Here is a 17948-nt window from a genome sequence, read left to right on the forward strand (position 1 = left end):
CGCCGCCCTGTTCCTTTGGCCCGTAACTGCTTTTCTTCGTCCCGCCTGTCGTCCGCCACGGAATTCCTCACTTTAGGTGGGTTCTCGCCACGTAATTCCCCACGTTTAGCGGCGGTTCGCCACGTAATTCCCATGGGGACGACGTCACGCACCGTTGGTGCCTTGTCCGAGAGTCTTGCCTCGGGTCCGATGGTCGGGCCGGAGGCGGGGTTCGTGGTTTGGCGCGTAGGAGTGTGGAAGCGATGGATCTGATCGAACTGTTCATGCATTGGGACGCTGGTCGCTCGAAGAGCGAGCTCGCGGTGTCGTTGGGCATGGACCGGAAGACTGTGCAGAAGTACTTGGCCCCGGCCGAGGCCGAGGGGTTGGTTCCCGGGTTGGGGCTTGCTGCCGAGGAGTGGCGGGACTTGGTCGCGGGCTGGTTCCCGACGGCGGTGGATGGCAGGTTGCGGCAGATCACGTGGCCGGAGTTTGACGCCCGGATCGAGTGGGTGAGGGAGCAGTTGGAGGCCGGGGTTGCCGGGGCGGTGGTCCACCAGCGTCTGGTCGACGAGTACGGGGTCAGGGCCTCGCAGCGTTCGTTTTACCGGTGGTTGGCCGCGACTTTGCCTGATGCCGGGCGGGCGGGACGGGCCGTGACTGTGCTCAAGCCGCTGTCCGCGCCGGGTGAGCTCGGCGAGGTCGACTACGGTCTGCTCGGGAACTGGCGTGATCCGGACACGGGCAGGGGCCACCGGGTCTGGGCGTTCGTGCTCACGCTGCCGTTCTCCAAGCAGCTCTTTGTTTTTCCCACGACGCGGATGGACCAGTTGACGTGGACGAACGCGCATGTGGCCGCGTTCGAGCTTTTCGGCGGGGTCCCGCGCCGGCTCACTCCGGATAATCTCAAGACCGGTGTCATCACCCCGGATCTTTATGATCCGAGGATCAACCTGGCCTATGCCGAGTTGGCCGGGCATTACGGGGCGTTGATCGATCCTGCGCGGGGTAACAAGCCCAAGGACAAACCGCACGTGGAGCGGATGGTCCAGTACGTGCGCGGGTCGTTCTGGGCCGGGCGGTCCTTCACCTCGCTGGGGCAGATGCGCGCCGAGGCCGAGCGGTGGTGCAAGGTGGTCGCCGGTGCCCGCAAGCCGCGTGCCTTGGCCGGGCAGACAGTCTGGGAGGTCTTCACCGCCGTGGAGCGTCCGGCCCTGGTTCCTTTGCCGGCCAGGAGGCTTGAACCGGCCGAATGGCGCACCGCGACGGTCGGGTCGGACTGCCACGCCTCGGTCAAGGGCGTGCTCTATTCGGTCCCGTATCAGCTCGTCGGGGTCCGTCTGGACGTGCGGGTCAGCGCGGCGATGGTCGAGTTCCATCTCGACGGGGCGATCGTGAAGGTCCACCCCAGGATCGTCAAGGGACGCCAGACCGACCTGTCCGACTACCCGCCGGCAGCGGCAGGGTTCTTCACCCGCGACGCGGCATGGTGCCGCGAGAACGCGTCCCTGATCGGCCCCGCCGCCGCGGCACTCATCGAAGGCCTGCTGGAGGAACCGTTGGTCCACCGGATCCGTGCCGCGCAGGGCATCATCCGGCTCGTGCGCACGCACCGCCCCGAGGCGGTGGAGACCGCCTGCGCGGCAGCGGCAGCGGCCGGGGACCCGACCCTGAAAACCGTCAGGGGACTGCTCGCCGCCGGAGTCACCGTCCTGCCCGTACGACCCAACGGCGACAACGGCGCAGGGGCCTACCTCCGCGGCCCCGGCGCCTTCACCGCCAGCTGACCGCGGCCGAAGAACAAGGAGACCACCATGACCATCACGACCAGTACCGGCCCGGGACCTGTCGGTGCCGACCGCACCCAGCTCGCCGCGTCCCTGCGAGCCCTGCGCCTGTCCGGGATGCTCGACTCCCTCGAGAACCGTCTCGCCCAGGCCGCCGACGGCCAGCTCGGGTTCCTGGACTTCCTCCAGTCTCTGTGCCTGGACGAGATCAACCGCCGCGACTCCGCGGCCCTGGAGCGGCGCACGAGGGCCGCGAAGTTCGAATCCGACGGAAGGATCGAGAACTTCGACTTCACCGCGGACCCCGGCATTCCCGCCGCCCGCATCCGCGACCTTGCCAACACCGAATGGGTCCGCACCGGCCAGCACGTGATCATCAGCGGCCCGGTCGGCACCGGCAAGACCCACATCGCTACCGCGTTCGGGCATCAGGCCCTCCGGTCAGGGCACACCGTCCGGTTTGCCCCTACCTCCCGGGTCCTTGCCGATCTCGCCGGCGGGCACGCCGACGGGAGCTGGCCCAGGCGCCTGCGTGCCTACACTAAACCCGACCTGCTGATCCTTGACGACTTCGCGATGCGCGAGTTCACCCCCGCCCAGGGAGATGATCTTTACGAGATCGTCAACGAACGCCCGGCCCGCTCGATCATCGTCACTACCAACCGGGCACCCGAACAGTGGTACCCCCTGTTCCCGAACCAGGTCGTCGCCGAGTCCCTCCTGGACCGGCTCGTGAACAACGCCCACCAGATCACCATCCAGACGGGGTCTTACCGGGCGCGCAGCCGTCCCAACAACTGAACCCGTTCCAGCGGATCGGAGAAGGCAAAGACGGAACGAAAAACGGGCCTACCCCCTGGACCTGCCGCTGCGAAGAAGGATTACCATGTCACCAGGCACTGGGGAATAACGTGACGAAAGCCCTGGGGAATTACGTGGCGGGCGACAGTCCCGCCGAACGGCACGTGGGAATCTGAACCCGCGGACTCACGCCGCGGAGTTCCCGTGCACCAGGGCGGGCGCGATCTTCCACGCCGGGATGTCTACTGGAAAGTTGAACGGCGTGACAATTCCGACGACGCCGAGCGGCTTGCGCGCAATAAGGATCCGTTCCCCACACCGAGGCGAAGCGAAGTGCTCCCCTCGATCCGGTCGCCTTCGATAGCGAAGTAGTGCAGGATCTGAGCCGCACGCAGCACTTCGTCGGTTCCCTCGGCAAGGGTCTTGCCTTCCTCACGGGAGGGTTCCGTTCCAGGCCCAGAAGGTCGGCCTGCGACTCCAAAGCCGTGGCCGCCCGACACAGGACGGCGCCGCGTTCGTGAATCGGGTTTTTGCTCCATGTCCGCTGGGAGGCGCGCGCTGCGCGGACAGCACGATCGAGATCCGCAGTGACCGTTGAGCCTCCCTCCGCGACGATCTCCTCCGGATTGGCGGGGTTTAGAGAGATGAGGCGACCTCCGTTGCCCGTGACACAGTCACCGCCAATGAGGCGCCCGAGCTGCGCGGCCCCTGCCGAGGCGGGGGCCGCGTCACTCACCGGAAGGCTCCCACGCCCGTGAGTTTCTGGCCGAGGACCAGGGTATGGACTTCATCCGTGCCTTCATAGGTGCGCACTGATTCGAGGTTATTAGCGTGGCGCAAGGGCGAGTATTCGAGAGTAATCCCGTTGCCGCCGAGGATCGTACGTGCCTCGCGGCATATCTCGATCGCCTCGCGGCAGTTGTTCAGCTTGCCCACGCTGATCTGGTGGTTCTGCAATTTTCCGGCATCTTTGAGTCGGCCCAGGTGCAGGGCCAGAAGAAACCCTTTGTTGATCTCCAGCGCCATGTTCACGAGCTTCTGCTGAGTCAATTGATACCCCGCCAGCGGCCGATCGAACTGAAGACGCTCCTTGGAGTAGCTGAGAGCGTCCTCGAACGCGTCACGTGCAGCTCCCATAGTGCCCCAGGCGATGCCGTATCGTGCCTCATTGAGGCAGGTGAACGGGCCCCTAAGGCCGGAGACATCTGGCAGGACTGCGTCGGCGGGGAGGCGCACGTTATGCAGATTGATTTCACACTGCACCGAGGCGCGCATTGACAGCTTCGGCTCGATGGGCGTGGCCGTGAAGCCGGGAGTTTCCGTCGGGACCACGAAACCACGAACCCCGTCGTCGGTCTGGGCCCAAATTACGGCCACCTGCGCCACGTTCGCCAGACCGATCCAGCGCTTGGTGCCGTTCATGACCCAGTCTCCGCCGTCGCGGCGGGCGAACGTGGTCATGGAGGAAGGGTCGGAGCCGGCGGTTGGCTCAGTGAGTCCGAAGCAGCCGATCGCCTGGCCGGCCGCCATTTGTGGGAGCCACTCCTGTTTTTGCTCCTCGGAGCCGTGCTTCGCAATTGCAGACATCGCGAGAGACCCCTGAACGGAGACGAAGGTGCGGATGCCGGAGTCGCCGGCCTCAAGTTCCGCGGCGGCGAGCCCGTAGTCAACTGCCGTTCTGCCGGCGCAACCATAGCCCTTGAGATGCATGCCGAGCAGGCCCAGCTTGGCAAGGTCAGGCACTATTTCGAGCGGGAACCGGCCATCCTCGTACCACTTGGAGATGTTCGGTTTGATTTCCTCCCGTACGTACTTCCGGACCCGCTCGCGCAATCCGAGCTCTTCGCTGCCGAGTAGGGAATCGAATGAGATGAGGTCCGAGGGGTCCACGGCGGTGGCTGCCTCGGTGTTGACGGTGCTGGGGGCTAGGGTCATGATGTGGTCGCTCCTGGGTCTGAATGACTAGGGGTACGGGCGGGATCTTTATGGGTGTCGGTACATGTCTTGCTTTGCGGGTGCATCAGCCAGTCCACTACGTCCTCGGTGTGTTCCCCGAGCGCGGGCGGGGCCTGGGTGCGCGGCGGTAGGGCGGGCGTCCAGGTGATGGGATGCCGGATCTGGCGTCCAATGACTGAACCACCCGCATCATGCACTTGGATGGTCGGCGCCAGACCCAATGACTCCGCGTAAGCGATGCCTTCTCCGATGGTGGCTACGCGCCCGGCCGGTACACCCACGGCCTCCAGATTTTCCTGCCACTCATCGGCCCCGGCCCCGGCCAGCCCCGCCTCCAGCAGCGGGATGAGCTCGCGCCGGTGCTTGACCCGCGCCGAGTTGGTATTGAAGCGCGGGTCTGCGGAGAGCCCGGGGTTACCAATGGCCCTGCAAAACCTGGCAAACTGCACGTCGTTACCGACGGCTACGGCTAGCTGTTCGCCGCCTGTAGCCAGGAGCTGGTACGGGACGATGGAGGGGTGATCGTTGCCCAGCCGTTTGGGCACGACACCCGCTCCGAGATAGGCCTGTCCCTGGTTGGCGAGGGCGCCTTGGAGGCTCGAGAGAAGATTTACCTCGATCCGGCGTCCCCGCCCGGAGGCAACCCGATCGGCGAGGGCTGCGAGGATGCCGATCGTCGCGTCCTTCGCTGTCAGGACGTCGACCAGGGCGACCCCCACCTTGTAGGCGTCGCCCTGGGGGTCGCCGGTGATGCTCATGAGGCCGCCGAGGGCCTGGACGATGAAGTCGTACCCCGGCAGATCTCGGCCGAGGGCCGAGCCGAACCCTGAGATCGAGGCGTATACGAGTCCAGGGTTCTCTTCCGCCAGCGACTCATACCCGAGACCGAGTTTTGAGAGCCCCCCGGGTTTGAAGTTTTCCACCAGCACGTCCGCGCGGCGTGCGAGCTCGCGGGCAAGCTCCAGATCATCAGGGTCGGTCAGGTCCAGAGTGACGGATTCCTTGTTCCGGTTGACGCTCTCGAAATAGGTTGCTCCTGTTTTGGAAGACGGTGGGGCCCAATTTCGGGTGTCGTCCCCCGTTTCCGGGCGCTCCACTTTGATGACGCGGGCGCCGAGGTCGGCCAGCGTCATGGTTGCAAGCGGTCCGGCAAGCACGCGGGAAAAGTCCGCGACGAGAATTCCCTCGAGAGGGGCGCGGGGTTCCGCTTCAGGCCGCATGGCAGACCTCGACCGGATCATTCTCCCGAACACTTATGAGAGCGCCGAGCGAATGCATGCCTCCAGCACGGCGAGTCCCTCGTCGAGGACGTCGGCCTCGATTCCGAGCGGGGGGAGCAGCCGGATCACATTTCCGTTTGTGCCGCAGGTGAGGGTGAGGACGCCGTTGGCATTGGCCGCCTTCGCGGCAGCGGTGGCAAGGTCTCCCCGGGGTCCGGTGCTGTCACGGAACTCGACGGCCATCATTGCGCCTTGGCCGCGAACATCGGCGACGCCGTCCAAGGCCATCAGGGGCTCCAAGCGCTCTCGAACTGCTGTCTCGATGCTAACGGCATTTTGAAGGAGCGTGCCCTCTTCGAGGAGCTCGAATACCGCCAGTGCGGCCTCGCAGGCTACCGGGTTGCCCGCATAGGTGCCGCCGAGACCGCCGGTGTGAACGGCGTTCATGAGCTCGGCCCGCCCGGTAGCGGCCGAGAGCGGAAAACCGGCGCCGAGGGCCTTCGCCGTCAACGTGATGTCCCCTGCAATGCCCTCGTGCTCGGAAGCGAACAGCTTGCCCGTGCGTCCCATGCCGGACTGGATCTCGTCGATGACCAGGACGATGCCGTGGCGTGTCGCGATCTCGCGCAGCCCGGTGAGGAATCCCGGAGCCTGGACGATGAAGCCGCCCTCGCCCTGGATCGGCTCGATGACCATCGCTGCGAAAGTCTCCGGTCCGTTCTGTGCAAGGAGGGCCTCGATCCGTCCGAGGGCTTCCCCTGGTCCGTCCGGTGAGGTGTGCGCGGGCGCCGTCGAACCGCGGAATACGGAACCCGGGAAAGGTCCGAAGTTGAGCCGGTACGGGTTCTCCTTCGCCGTCATGGCCATCGTGAGCTGGGTGCGTCCGTGGTAGGCCTCATCGAAGACGAGGATGTTCGGGCGCCGGGTTGCTGCCCGTGCGACCTTGACCGCGTTTTCGACAGCCTCGGCACCGGTGGTGAACAGGGCGGTCCGCTTCTCGAAGTCGCCGGGGGTGTGCTCATTGAGCCACCTGCAGACTTCGACGAAGGACGCATATTCGGTGACCATGAAGCAGGCATGCGTGAAACGCTCAAGCTGGGCGGCAGCGCGCTTGGCTACCTTCGGGTTCGCCGCGCCCACGCTGGTCACCGCGATTCCCGAAGCGAAGTCGATCAGGTGGTTGTCATCGACGTCCACGAGCAGCGCATCCAGCGCGTGGTCGATGAACACCGGCATGGTGATGCCGAACGCGTCTGTAACGTGCTTCCGGCGTTCGGCTTCCAGCTCGCGGGAGCGCGGCCCGGGGAGCTCCGTGAGCAGGCGGCGGGCTGTTGCAGTGACGCTGGCCGGGTCCGTGGCGCGGCTGGGGGCGGTCTCTGGTGTGACGGTCAAGTGGTCCTCCTCATGTAGTGAATTCCACGATAAGGACGGGGCAGCCTCCTGTCTTTGGATGATTCATCCCTCCGGAGGAGCGCCGCAGCCGGATTGTACAAAGGCTCGTACCCTATGATTTATGCATGATCACCCTCGCGAGGCTTGTCGAGGCTGCAAAGCCTGCCCTGGTGCCTTACTGGCCGGTCCCGCTCCCCCGCGTTGAGCTGACGGGCGTTCATGTGTCCGAGCTCGAGGATCCGACTGTGTTCCTTTACGGAGGCGAACTGCTCCTGACCGTGGGACTGCAGCTCACCAGCCTGGATGGTGACGCACGGGCGGACGCAGCCCGAAATTACGTGGAACGACTCGTCGAGGGCGGAGTTGCGGCACTGGGTTTGGGCCTGGGCTCAGGCCATGCCATGGTGCCCGACGAGCTGCGGGCGGCATGTGTGGAATCGGGACTTCCCCTTCTGACGGTACCCAGGGAGTCCCCCTTCCTGGCCGTCTCGCGGGCCTACTGGGAGCTTGTCAAGCAAGGCGGTGAGGCCGAGCTCACGGCTCTGCTCGGACTTCAGGTGGCGCTGACACGCGCCGCCGCGGAAGAGGATGCAGAGCCCGAGATCGTCCGCGAGCTCTCCCGTGCCCTCGGCACCTGGGTTGCCTACCTGCCGGAAGGTGACGGGACTCCGTCGTCGGCTTCCAGCGGTGGTGAACTGCCAGACGGGCTGGTGGCGGAACTGGCCGGCGAATCTGCCAGACTGCGGGCCGCCCGCCGAGGGGCGACAGGCAATATTCAACTCGCATCCGGTACGGCTTCCCTCTATCCGGTGTCCGACGCTCCGGCGATGTCTGGCTACCTTGCACTGGGTCGTAGCGGGCAACTTACTGCTGCCGAGCGCCACCTGTTCCTGACTGCGTCCACGCTCCTTGCCGCCAGAGCGGCAGGACAACGCCGTGCGGCGGCTGAACGGCGCCGCGCCGAAGGGATGCTCGCAGCACTTGTCCTGGAGGGACATGATGATGCCGCGCGCCTCCTTGCCAAGCAAATGGACTCGGATCCGTTGCCCGAGACAGCATTCGTCGCGGTACTCCCAGACCTTGAAGAGCTGGCAACGCGGCCCCAACCGGACGGACTCGTGCTGGAACGCTCAGGTGTCATGTTCGTGCTCCAGGCAGCATCGAGACCCTATCCGAAGCTACCCAAGGGTGCCCGCGGCGCGTGGGGCGGCCCCATGCCGCTTCGGCGCCTGCACGAAATCGGGGCTCAAGTCGCCGAAGTGGCTGCCTCCGCCCCTCCCGGACAGTTCATACGCGTCGGCCACGGACTCGATCTCCCGGCCGATGAGTGGGTGGACGATCTGATCGCACACACGGGCCACCTCCTCGAGACTGTCCGCGCGTATCTGGCCCACCGCGGGCAATGGGAGGCCGCCGGGCGCGAACTCGGAGTCCACCGCAACTCGGTGCGCTACAGGATTGCCCAGGCCAAGGAAATCCTCGGTGTGGACCTGGATGACCCCGACGTCGCAGCCCAGCTCTGGCTGGCTCTCAGAGGCCGCACCCAGACGCCGCAAAAAGAATAAAGCGAGGCGCCGGCCAACCTTCTGGCACCTCGGCGGATGCGACTCGGCGCAGAGAAGACCCGGATCACCAGCAGATTGGCCCTGCTCCCGCTCGCTCCCCCGGATAGGGGCCAAAGCTCAAGGGCCAATCACCGCTTCTCCGGACGAGCAGGGGACATACCCGCCCTCGGATCGAGTCAGCCCCGCCAGTGCGCGAAGTGCTTGGTGCCCAGGAGTGCCTAGGAGGACTCCGCCTCTTGCCCTACCACCACGGCGTTTGGGCGAATCGTACAAAGAAAAAGCCAACTCACGACGTTATGCACCGTGACTGGCGTTCTCAGGTTGCCTACTCTCAATAGGACAGCCCGTTAGCGAAGGAACGAATCCCCGGTGGATAACGCACCATCCAGGGGGAGCGATGAGCAGCACGCCACACAAGGTCCTCGATGCGCTCCATGGTCCCTCCAGAAACGGTCTCCTGCACAGCTTCACTGCACCATTGAGAGGACAACCGTGACGTTCGAAGACACAATCCCAACCACGAAGGCAGCCGCCCGCACCAGGACCATCCGCGGGGCGGTGCTTGAAGCCATCGGGGCGGACCAGCCCTATATGGACACGCTTCCCATCCGCGTGCACGAACTTGAGCTGGAAGGACCGGGACAGGGTGAGATCCTTGTCCGCATAGAGGCCGCCGGGGTATGCCACTCGGACCTTTCGGTGGTCAACGGAAACCGGCCGCGGCCGGTGCCGATGCTGCTTGGCCATGAAGCCGCCGGAATCGTGGAGGAACTGGGCGAAGGCGTCAATGACATTTCACCGGGCCAGCGCGTCGTGATGACCTTCCTCCCCCGCTGTGGAGAGTGCGCCGGATGCCACTCGAACGGCAAAACGCCGTGCGGGCAGGGCAGCGCCTCCAATGCGGAAGGCACGCTGCTCGGTGGCAGCCGGAGACTCTCCAGAGACGGAGAGCCTGTGCACCACCACCTCGGAGTCTCCGCATTCGCCACGCACGCCGTGGTCTCCCGCCGCTCAGTGGTGCCCGTCGGCTCGGACGTGCCGGCGCACATCGCTGCGCTGCTGGGCTGTGCCCTGCTCACCGGCGGCGGAGCCATCCTCAACGTCGCCAGGCCCGGTCCCTCCGCCCGGGTGGCCATTGTCGGGCTCGGCGGGGTAGGCATGGCCGCGCTCATCACCGCCAAGGCCACCGGAGTCGAATACGTGGTCGGCATTGACACGCTGCCAGCCAAACTGGAAGCCGCCATGAGTCTCGGCGCTACTGACGCCATGACCTCGGCGGCAGCGCTGGAATGCGGTGAGAAGTTCGATGCTGTCATTGAAGCCGCCGGACACCCCCGCGCACTGGAAGCCGCTATCGCCCTGACAAAGCCCGGCGGCATCACCGTGACAGTCGGGCTGCCGGCCCCTGGACATCCTGTCTCCATCGACCCCCTCGCACTGACGGCTGAGGCGCGGTCCATCGTCGGCAGCTACCTCGGCTCAGCCGTTCCGGAACACGACATCCCGATTTACGAGGAACTGTGGCGCTCGGGGCAACTGGCCGTTGAGGGCCTTGTCTCGGACACCATCCCGCTCGACGAAATCAACCGGGCCATGGACACCCTCGACGGCGGCCACGCCCTGCGCCAAATCATCACCTTTTCCTGACCAACCGACATTCCAGCTCTGAGGAGAGAACCCATGTCATCCACAAACGACCACATCTACAGTGCCATTGTCATCGGCGCCGGCTTCGGCGGGCTGGGCCAGGGAGCCCAGTTCGTCCAGGAAGGCATCGAGGACTTCCTGATCCTTGAGCGCGGCAACGACGTCGGAGGTGTGTGGCGGGAGAACACCTACCCCGGAGCCGCATGCGACACCCAGGCGCTCGTCTACTGCTACAGCTACTTCCTCAACCTGAAAGTCTCCCGGATGTTCGCCGGCCAGGAAGAACTGCAGGGTTACCTGCGATCCATGGCGGAGGACTTCGGCCTCGGAAAACACATCCGCTTCGGCCAGAACATCACAGCAACCGAATGGGACCAGGACCGCCTCCTCTGGACCGTGCACACCGCCGACGGCTCCCAGTATCTGACCCGTTCCATCGTGGCAGCATGGGGCCAATTGAATGAGCCAAACATCCCGGACTTCCCGGGCATCGAGTCCTTCGAAGGAGAGGCGTTCCACTCCTCCACCTGGCGCCACGACCTGGACCTGACCGGTAAGCGGGTCGCTTCCATCGGTTCCGCCGCTACCGCGGTTCAGTACGTGCCCGAGGTTGCCAAGATCGCCTCGAACCTCACGGTGTTCCAGCGTTCGGCCAACTACATCCTCCCCCGCGGCCAATACGTCTTCACGGAGGAGGAGACCGCCGCGTTTCTGGCCGACCCGGAGCTTTACCGGCAGCAGCGCCAGGAGATCCACGATTTCCGTGAGGCCGGATTCGAACGTACCCGCCGGCACACCGCCGCATCCGAGGAAGGTGTCCAGCAGGCCCGCCAGCACCTCGAGAGTCAGGTGGCGGACTCTGAATTGCGAGCCAAGCTCACACCCGACTACGATTTCGGCTGCAAGCGCATCCTCCGCAGCGATGATTTCTACCCTGCACTGACCCGCGACAACGTGGACCTCGTGACCGAGAAGATCACCGAATTTACGCCCCGAGGCATCCGTACCGCCGACGGCGTCGAGCACGAGTTTGACGTCATCATCTACGCCACGGGCTTCAAGAGCCACGCCTTCCAGGGCTCGATGCGCGTCGTGGGACGCGACGGACTCCGCCTGGACGAGAGGTGGGGCAACGCCCCCGAGGCATACCTCGGCATCACCGTTGACAACTTCCCCAACCTGTTCCTGGTCTACGGACCGAACACGAACCTCAACCACAACTCCGTTGTGTCCATGCTGGAGGCCCAGCACGGCTACATCGCGCAGGCTGTTGAATACATCGCGGCCGACGAAAGCCGGATGCTGGAAGTTGACCGCGGCGTGCTCGAGAAGTTCAACGCCCACGTTCAGGAAGAGCTCGACAAGTCTGCCTTCTCCTCCGAATGCTCCTCCTGGTACAAGAACGAGGACGGCCGCGTCATCAACAACTGGTCCGGGACCGTCAACGAGTACCGGGCACACACACAGGATCTCCAGTTCGAGGACTACCTCCAGCTGGCCGAGACCGGCCCGGGTAAGTGACCAGCCAAGATCCGTTCAGCGGAAGGCCCGTAGCCGAGGACGCAGCAGCCGTTCTGGAAAGGTTCCGGGCCTCCGGTGGACGCCCATTCCACACCTACCCAGTGGACGAGGTGCGTGACTTGTACGAGCGAGGGTGCGCCGCAAACGGCCTGAGCGGTGACCGGATATCAGCAGTCTCGGACGTCACCGTGGACAACTTTGGTGTGCGGATCTACGACCCGCAGGTCCTCCAAGGACCCACCCCCGTCGTGCTGTTCTTCCACGGAGGCGGGTGGGTCATGGGGAACCTGTCCACCCATGACGGGCTGTGCCGGCGTCTGGCAGCCGTCACGGGTCTGCCGGTCGTAGCGGTGGACTACCGGCTCGCCCCGGAGCACCCATACCCCGCGGCAATCGAGGACAGCCGGGCTGCGCTGAACTGGCTGTTCACCGCAGGTCCGGTTCACAGCCTTGAAGTAACCAAGGCCGTATTGGTCGGGGACAGCGCGGGCGGGCAGCTGGCCGCGGTGCTGGCAATCGAAAACGCCAAAAGCGCTCATCCGCGGTCGATCGCGGCGCAGGTCCTCATCTACCCGATGGTCGACCTGACTATGTCTGCTCCGTCATATACCCGAGTCACTGAAGGCTTCCCCTTAGTTGCGGACACCATCGCCTGGTTCGCGGACCACTACCTGCCCGAGGGAACAGACCGGGCGCGGCCCGATATCAGCCCCGGCCTGGCGGAGCTCCCTGCCGGGCTTCCACCCGCGTACGTCATCACAGTGGACAATGACCCGCTGGCCGACGAGGGTGCAAACTACGCCGCAGCCCTGGCCCAAGCTGGAACCGAGGTTCAGTACCAGCACCTCTCCGGGTACGCTCATGGACTGCTCACCTCCGCCGGGCGAATCCAACGTGGCGAACAAACAGCCGACGATATCGCCTGCTTTATCAGGGACCGCGCAACCTGACTGAGGTGGGGTGCATCCCCCTCGCGGGACCGACGCGTCCAGTCGGGTCCCCGGTGCGGGGCCCATCGAACTGATCAATCGAAAAATGGTGATGGCCCGTCAATTCCTTGAAAGGCCATCACCGTCATTCACGTTCTTTAGGAGAACTCTATGACTATTTCCCTCGTAGGTCCGCCTGCCGTCTCACGCATACGTGAGGCGGCGCTCCTCGCCACGGTCCCGACCGGTTTGCTGATCAACGGGCAGTGGGTGAAGGCGTCCGACGGCGGCGCGTTCGATGTCCACGACCCCGCGACCGGGGAGGTGCTGGCCACCCTGGCCTCGGCCACGAGCCAGGACGCCCTCGCGGCTTTGGATGCCGCCGATACGCCCAGGCGCGTGGGCGCGGACCGCGCCCCGGGTGCGGGCGGAGATCCTGCGCCGGGCCTTTGACCTGGTGACGGAGCGGGTCGAGGACTTCGCCCTGCTGATGACCCTGGAAATGGGCAAACCCCTGGCCGAGGCCCGCGGCGAAGTCGCCTACGGGGCCGAGTTCCTGCGCTGGTTCGCCGAGGAAACGGTCCGGGACTACGGCCGTTACCTGACCACCCCCGAGGGGGAGAACAAGATCCTGGTCCAGCACAAGCCCGTCGGCCCGTGCCTGCTGATCACCCCGTGGAATTTCCCGCTCGCGATGGCCACCCGCAAGGTCGCCCCCGCGGTCGCCGCGGGGTGCACCATGGTCCTGAAACCGGCCAAGCTCACCCCGCTGACCGCCCAGCTCTTTGCCCAGGTGATGATGGAGGCCGGCCTGCCCGCCGGGGTCCTCAACGTCGTCGCCTCCGCCTCCGCGTCCGGGATTTCCGGGCCGCTGCTCGCCGACCCCCGCCTGCGGAAGGTCTCCTTCACCGGCTCCACCGACGTCGGCAAGGCCCTGATGGCCGACGCCGCACGGAACGTGCTGCGCACCTCGATGGAACTCGGCGGCAACGCCCCCTTCATCGTGTTCGAGGACGCAGACCTCGACGCTGCCGTGGAGGGCGCGATGGCCGCCAAGATGCGGAACATGGGCGAAGCCTGCACCGCCGCCAACCGGTTCCTCGTCCACGAATCCGTCGCGCAGGAATTCACGGCCCGGTTCGCCGCCGCCATGGGGAACTTGACCACCGGCCGCGGCACCGACCCCGGCACGACGGTGGGCCCGCTGATCGACGGCGGCGCCCGCAAAGACGTCCACGCCCTGGTGGAGGCCGCCGTCACCGCCGGCGCCACCGTGGTCACCGGCGGCGCCCCCGTCGAAGGCCCCGGGTACTTCTACCAGCCCACCGTCCTCGCCAACGTGCCCAACGACGCCGAAATCCTGGGCCAGGAAATCTTCGGCCCCGTCGCCCCCGTCACCACCTTCGCCACGGAGGCCGACGCGATCCGGCTCGCCAACGCCACCGAATACGGTCTCGCCTCCTACCTCTACAGCCGCGACTTCAACAAACTCCTCCGGGTGGCCGAACAGATCGAGTTCGGCATGGTCGGCTTCAACGCCGGCGTCATCTCCAACGCCGCGGCCCCCTTCGGCGGCGTCAAACACTCCGGCCTCGGCCGCGAAGGCGGCACCGAAGGCATCACCGAATACACCACCACCCAATACATCGGCATCAACAACCCCCGGGCCGACTAACCAAAACGGGTTCACGGCCGCCGCACTAGTGTGCGGCGGCCTGCCCAGCGACAACAGTTCACACAGTCCAATGCTTTGAGAGGTTATGAGGTGTACTACTGATGTGAGACACAGTTTGAAAGGATTGTGCCCATGTCTTCCCGTCCCAGCTATTCCGATGAGTTCAAGGCCGATGCCGTGAATCTCGTCATCTCCTCCGGCCGTTGGCCCGCCTCGGTGGCCCCCGAGTTGGGGGTCTCCGTGGCCGCGCTAAAGCGGGGGCGCAGCTGCATCGGGAAGGAGAGGCCGGTGCCGGCGGCAAGCCTGATGATCCGGTGGATCCCGCGAAATACAAGACGGTGGAGGCACGGCTGAGGGAGCTGGAAAGGGAGAATGATTTCCTGAAAAAAGTTCGGCGTTCTTCGCCAAAGAACAACGGTAGAGGACCTCTACCGGCTTGTTCACGAGAAGAACGCTGACTTTCCGGTGGCCTGGATGTGCGCCCGGCTGGGCGTTCCGCGGGCCTCGTATTACCGGTGGCTGGACCACGAAGAGTCACCGACGGCTGCCCGGCACCGGGGGCTGACCGGACTGGTCAAGGCGATGTTCGATTCCTCCGATGGGATCTTCGGCCATCGCATGGTCCACGCCAAACTTGCCGCCACGGGTGTGGCGATTTCCGTGGGGACGGTCGCTGCCATCATGGCGAAGAACGGCTGGGCGGCCAAGCGGATGCGCGCCTTCAAACGCACGACCATCCCCTCGGACCCGGACAAGGTCTTCGCGGACCTCATCGGCCGGGACTTCACCTCAGATACCCCCGGTACGAAGCTCGTCTGTGACATCTAATGCCGACGTCGGCATTAGATGTCCCATGAGAGCACCTGGCCAGGGGCGGTGGCGACCAGTTCGGGGAGGGCCCGGGCCGGGTGCCTGGCCAGGGCCCGGCGTTCCTTCACCTGCGGGTTTCCTGAAGCACCCGGTAGAACGTGGAGACCGATCCCAAGTAGATCCCCGCATCCAACAGCTTCGTGTAGACCTGCTGGGGTGCCAGGTCCACGAACTCCGTTGAGTTCAGGGCAGCCAGGATCTCGGCCCGCTCCGCGGTGCTGAGCTTGTTCGGCGGCTCCGCCGGTGCCCGGTCCGCCGGCGCGGCGGGTTCACGGTAGATCGTGGTGCGGGAGAGCCCCAGCAAGGCAGCGGCTTCCCGGGTCGGGACGGCCAGGTCAACCAGCTGCCCGTAGGCTCCCATCAGCGCTTGGATCGTCGTTCGTGTCCTCGGAGAGAGACTCCAAGAACTCGTGTAGTTTTCCCATCACACCAAGGGCTGCCTCGGATCGTTTCAACCGGCTCTCACTCACCTCCAGCTGGCGGCGCAACCGTGCGATCTCGGCCTGCTCCGCAGACAGCTTCCCGACACTTTCCCCGGGATTCTTCCCGGTCAGAACCCCCGCATGGCGCAGCTTGCGCCACTCGGTGATCTGGAGGAATACAGCCCCTGCCCGCGCAGGAACGCACCGCCCCCGTGGGGGGTGCAGGCCTCTTCGTACTGGGCCAACAACTCAAGCTTCTGCGCGGGGGTGAACGACCTGCGAGTGGACGGTCCACCGGCACGCGGTCCGGGACTGCTCGTGGGACCATCTTGGCCCATCCCGGCCAAAACTAGATTGGACATAATGATTGGACTCCTGATTCTCGCCCTACGCGATCGAGCTGACATGCTCTGTCACCGTGGTACCGCTCCAGCCTGACGTAGGCGTTCGGCATACGGATGACTCGTCAACGAGGTCCATGCAACTTAGCCAAAGATTTTAAAGGCCGCCGTGAGCCGTGCCGTGAATTTTATCCAGCACATGCTAAATGGCTGAGTGATGCCTTCGGACATAGCCCGAACTTCGTAAGCCGACAAATGTATAGGGTGAGAATCCTCGTAGATTCTCACCCTTACCTTTATAGGTTGACGGCTGCATTGCCCGCCCGTGCAGATGGGCCAATGCCACGCAGTCAGTGACGGCATTCAGAAGGGTCGGTGTCGTTGAGAGGTCGCCATATTGGCCTTACTGTGCCAGGCTTGCGCTTAAGCATCCACGTGTGAGGCGGTTCCACCTTCGTCGCCGACACCGCGACGGGCGACCCGCATCGATGTTCCAACAGCGGAAGAGCTGATCTGTCCCGGCTTGCTACCAAGTTTCGTACCTGATGTTGGGCTAGTGGGTTGGTGCCGGCGCTTCCATGGCCATCCGCAACCAGTTGACGGCCACCCCTTGATGTGCAGGCATCACGCTTCCTTCGCTAATGAACCGCGCGGATGCGCGGTCCGCTTCCGGGGCCCACCACCCACTGCTCGAGCAGTGGTCACCTGTTCTGAGGCTTGACTTCAGGAGAACGGCTAAAGAGCGCTTGGCCGTCAAAGGGTTTCTCTTCTTCATAACTTCCTTCATACATCTGCGTAGCAACAGTAAACTATGAATATTGAGAGTAAACGAGGCGTCTTTCAGGCACGTCTCCCGGAGGTTTCAGCCATGTAACTTCCGGTGAGGCCGTAAGTACTCCATAAATTGATCGATGACTAAGGCTTGCTTCGCTCCACGAGCCGCGTAGAGGGCAGTCTGGGGATTTCCGGCAATCGGTCGGCATACGAGGCCTGGCATCTGGAAGCGTTGTACAGATTCGGGGAGAATCGATACCCCCAGTCCTGCAGCAACCAAGCCGAGGACGGTCTCTTGATGGATGGCTCGCTGAACCACCTGCGGAGCTGCTTCCAGTCCGTCGAACAGGCGAAGCACTCTGGCCACGAACCCGGGCATGAGGCGATATGGGAAGAGGATCATCGGCTCACCTTGCAGGTCTGCCGGCCGAACTGATTCGCGCAGGGCCAAGGGGTGCGCTTCGGGCAGGACTGCGACCAGGTCCTCGGTGCTAACCAGGTCCACTTTCAACCCCGGAATCTCGCCGGGATCTCGCAAAAGTCCAAGGTCCAGGACGCCGTCGAGCAACTGTTCAATCTGCTCCCCGCTGGTAAGCGGATTCAGCAAGAGTTCCACACGCGGCCATTGTTTGCGGAAGGCGCGAATGGCTTCGGGGAGTGTTGTGTAACTGGCCGAACTGACAAACCCTACCCGGAGTTTGCCGCTCTTGCCCGCGGAAGTCCGCATAGATCGATGAAGTGAGCTACATCCCGTTCGACCAAGACTCCGCTAACCTGTTCTTCCAGCTCGTCTCCTCCCGCTACGAGCGGGCCTCACTGATCCTGACGAGCAACCTCACATTCAGCCGCTGGGCCGACGTGTTCGGCGACGCCACGACCGCCGCGGCGATGATCGACAGGATCGTCCACCACGCCGAGGTCATCAACCTCATCGGCAACAGCTACCGGCTCCAGGGCCGGATCAAGCCACAGAATCTGGCACAATAAAACAACCCACCGTGGCCCTGTTTTCAATCGGCAAAAACGGCCTTAATTTCGGTTGGCGTTGACAAGAACAATGAAACGTCCG

At 64.6% G+C, this 17948-nt stretch carries 13 protein-coding genes and 4 pseudogenes; 10 read left to right on the plus strand and 7 right to left on the minus strand.

Going from position 1 to position 17948, the window contains the following annotated elements:
- Positions 1–242 precede the first annotated feature (242 nt).
- Complete coding sequence (gene istA, locus ABCW42_RS21200) at positions 243–1766, plus strand: IS21 family transposase (RefSeq protein ID WP_423185001.1); 1524 nt, start codon at positions 243–245, stop codon at positions 1764–1766.
- 27 nt (positions 1767–1793) lie between these two features.
- The gene (gene istB, locus ABCW42_RS21205; protein WP_423185002.1) at positions 1794–2567 is read left to right on the plus strand and encodes an IS21-like element helper ATPase IstB; all 774 of its coding nucleotides are present in this window, start codon (positions 1794–1796) and stop codon (positions 2565–2567) included.
- A 186-nt stretch (positions 2568–2753) separates the two neighbouring features.
- Here the strand turns inward: istB and ABCW42_RS21210 are convergent, their stop codons facing one another.
- From ABCW42_RS21210 to ABCW42_RS21230, 5 genes and pseudogenes are all read right to left on the minus strand, one after another.
- A complete protein-coding gene (locus tag ABCW42_RS21210) occupies positions 2754–2873 on the minus strand; it encodes an aldehyde dehydrogenase family protein (RefSeq protein ID WP_423185163.1) in 120 nt (39 codons plus the stop codon).
- A gap of 211 nt (positions 2874–3084) precedes the next feature.
- Positions 3085–3303: pseudogene (locus ABCW42_RS21215) on the minus strand (betaine-aldehyde dehydrogenase); the annotation flags it as partial.
- Positions 3300–4502 carry an acyl-CoA dehydrogenase family protein gene (locus ABCW42_RS21220; RefSeq protein ID WP_423185140.1) on the minus strand — a complete coding sequence of 401 codons (1203 nt, stop codon included), beginning with the start codon at positions 4500–4502 and terminating at the stop codon, positions 3300–3302. The gene ABCW42_RS21220 and the pseudogene ABCW42_RS21215, both read right to left, overlap by 4 nt.
- Positions 4499–5743, minus strand: coding sequence for a CaiB/BaiF CoA transferase family protein (locus ABCW42_RS21225; RefSeq protein ID WP_423185141.1), 1245 nt, complete (start codon positions 5741–5743; stop codon positions 4499–4501). The genes ABCW42_RS21220 and ABCW42_RS21225 overlap by 4 nt, the downstream gene beginning before the upstream one ends.
- 33 nt (positions 5744–5776) lie before the next feature.
- Positions 5777–7135: an aminotransferase class III-fold pyridoxal phosphate-dependent enzyme gene (locus tag ABCW42_RS21230; protein WP_423185142.1), complete on the minus strand. Its 1359-nt coding sequence runs from the start codon at positions 7133–7135 to the stop codon at positions 5777–5779.
- Between the two features lie 125 nt (positions 7136–7260).
- Here ABCW42_RS21230 and ABCW42_RS21235 point away from each other — a divergent pair, with 125 nt between their 5' ends.
- The 7 genes and pseudogenes from ABCW42_RS21235 to ABCW42_RS21265 all read left to right on the plus strand — a co-directional run bounded on the left by ABCW42_RS21235 (position 7261) and on the right by ABCW42_RS21265 (position 15300).
- Entirely contained in the window at positions 7261–8700 is a 1440-nt protein-coding gene (locus tag ABCW42_RS21235; RefSeq protein WP_423185143.1) for a PucR family transcriptional regulator, read from the plus strand.
- A gap of 591 nt (positions 8701–9291) precedes the next feature.
- Positions 9292–10347 (plus strand): alcohol dehydrogenase catalytic domain-containing protein, encoded by a 1056-nt coding sequence (locus tag ABCW42_RS21240; protein WP_423185164.1) that lies wholly within the window; start codon positions 9292–9294, stop codon positions 10345–10347.
- Between the two features lie 33 nt (positions 10348–10380).
- A complete protein-coding gene (locus ABCW42_RS21245) occupies positions 10381–11868 on the plus strand; it encodes a flavin-containing monooxygenase (protein ID WP_423185144.1) in 1488 nt (495 codons plus the stop codon).
- Positions 11865–12818 carry an alpha/beta hydrolase gene (locus tag ABCW42_RS21250; RefSeq protein ID WP_423185145.1) on the plus strand — a complete coding sequence of 318 codons (954 nt, stop codon included), beginning with the start codon at positions 11865–11867 and terminating at the stop codon, positions 12816–12818. The genes ABCW42_RS21245 and ABCW42_RS21250 overlap by 4 nt, the downstream gene beginning before the upstream one ends.
- A gap of 150 nt (positions 12819–12968) precedes the next feature.
- Positions 12969–14472, plus strand: a pseudogene (locus ABCW42_RS21255) (NAD-dependent succinate-semialdehyde dehydrogenase).
- A 132-nt stretch (positions 14473–14604) separates the two neighbouring features.
- Entirely contained in the window at positions 14605–14826 is a 222-nt protein-coding gene (locus ABCW42_RS21260; protein WP_423185146.1) for a transposase, read from the plus strand.
- A gap of 120 nt (positions 14827–14946) precedes the next feature.
- Positions 14947–15300: an IS3 family transposase gene (locus tag ABCW42_RS21265; protein WP_423185147.1), complete on the plus strand. Its 354-nt coding sequence runs from the start codon at positions 14947–14949 to the stop codon at positions 15298–15300.
- A gap of 17 nt (positions 15301–15317) precedes the next feature.
- On the opposite strand, the pseudogene ABCW42_RS21270 reads toward ABCW42_RS21265, so the two are convergent.
- A pseudogene (locus ABCW42_RS21270) lies at positions 15318–16102 on the minus strand (IS3 family transposase); the annotation flags it as partial.
- Between the two features lie 865 nt (positions 16103–16967).
- Positions 16968–17606: a LysR family substrate-binding domain-containing protein gene (locus ABCW42_RS21275; RefSeq protein ID WP_423185148.1), complete on the minus strand. Its 639-nt coding sequence runs from the start codon at positions 17604–17606 to the stop codon at positions 16968–16970.
- A gap of 2 nt (positions 17607–17608) precedes the next feature.
- On the opposite strand from ABCW42_RS21275, the pseudogene ABCW42_RS21280 reads away from it, so the two are divergent.
- Positions 17609–17866: pseudogene (locus ABCW42_RS21280) on the plus strand (ATP-binding protein); the annotation flags it as partial.
- Positions 17867–17948 lie beyond the last annotated feature (82 nt).

This window comes from Arthrobacter sp. NyZ413 (assembly GCF_049390645.1).
Taxonomy (GTDB): Bacteria; Actinomycetota; Actinomycetes; order Actinomycetales; family Micrococcaceae; genus Arthrobacter.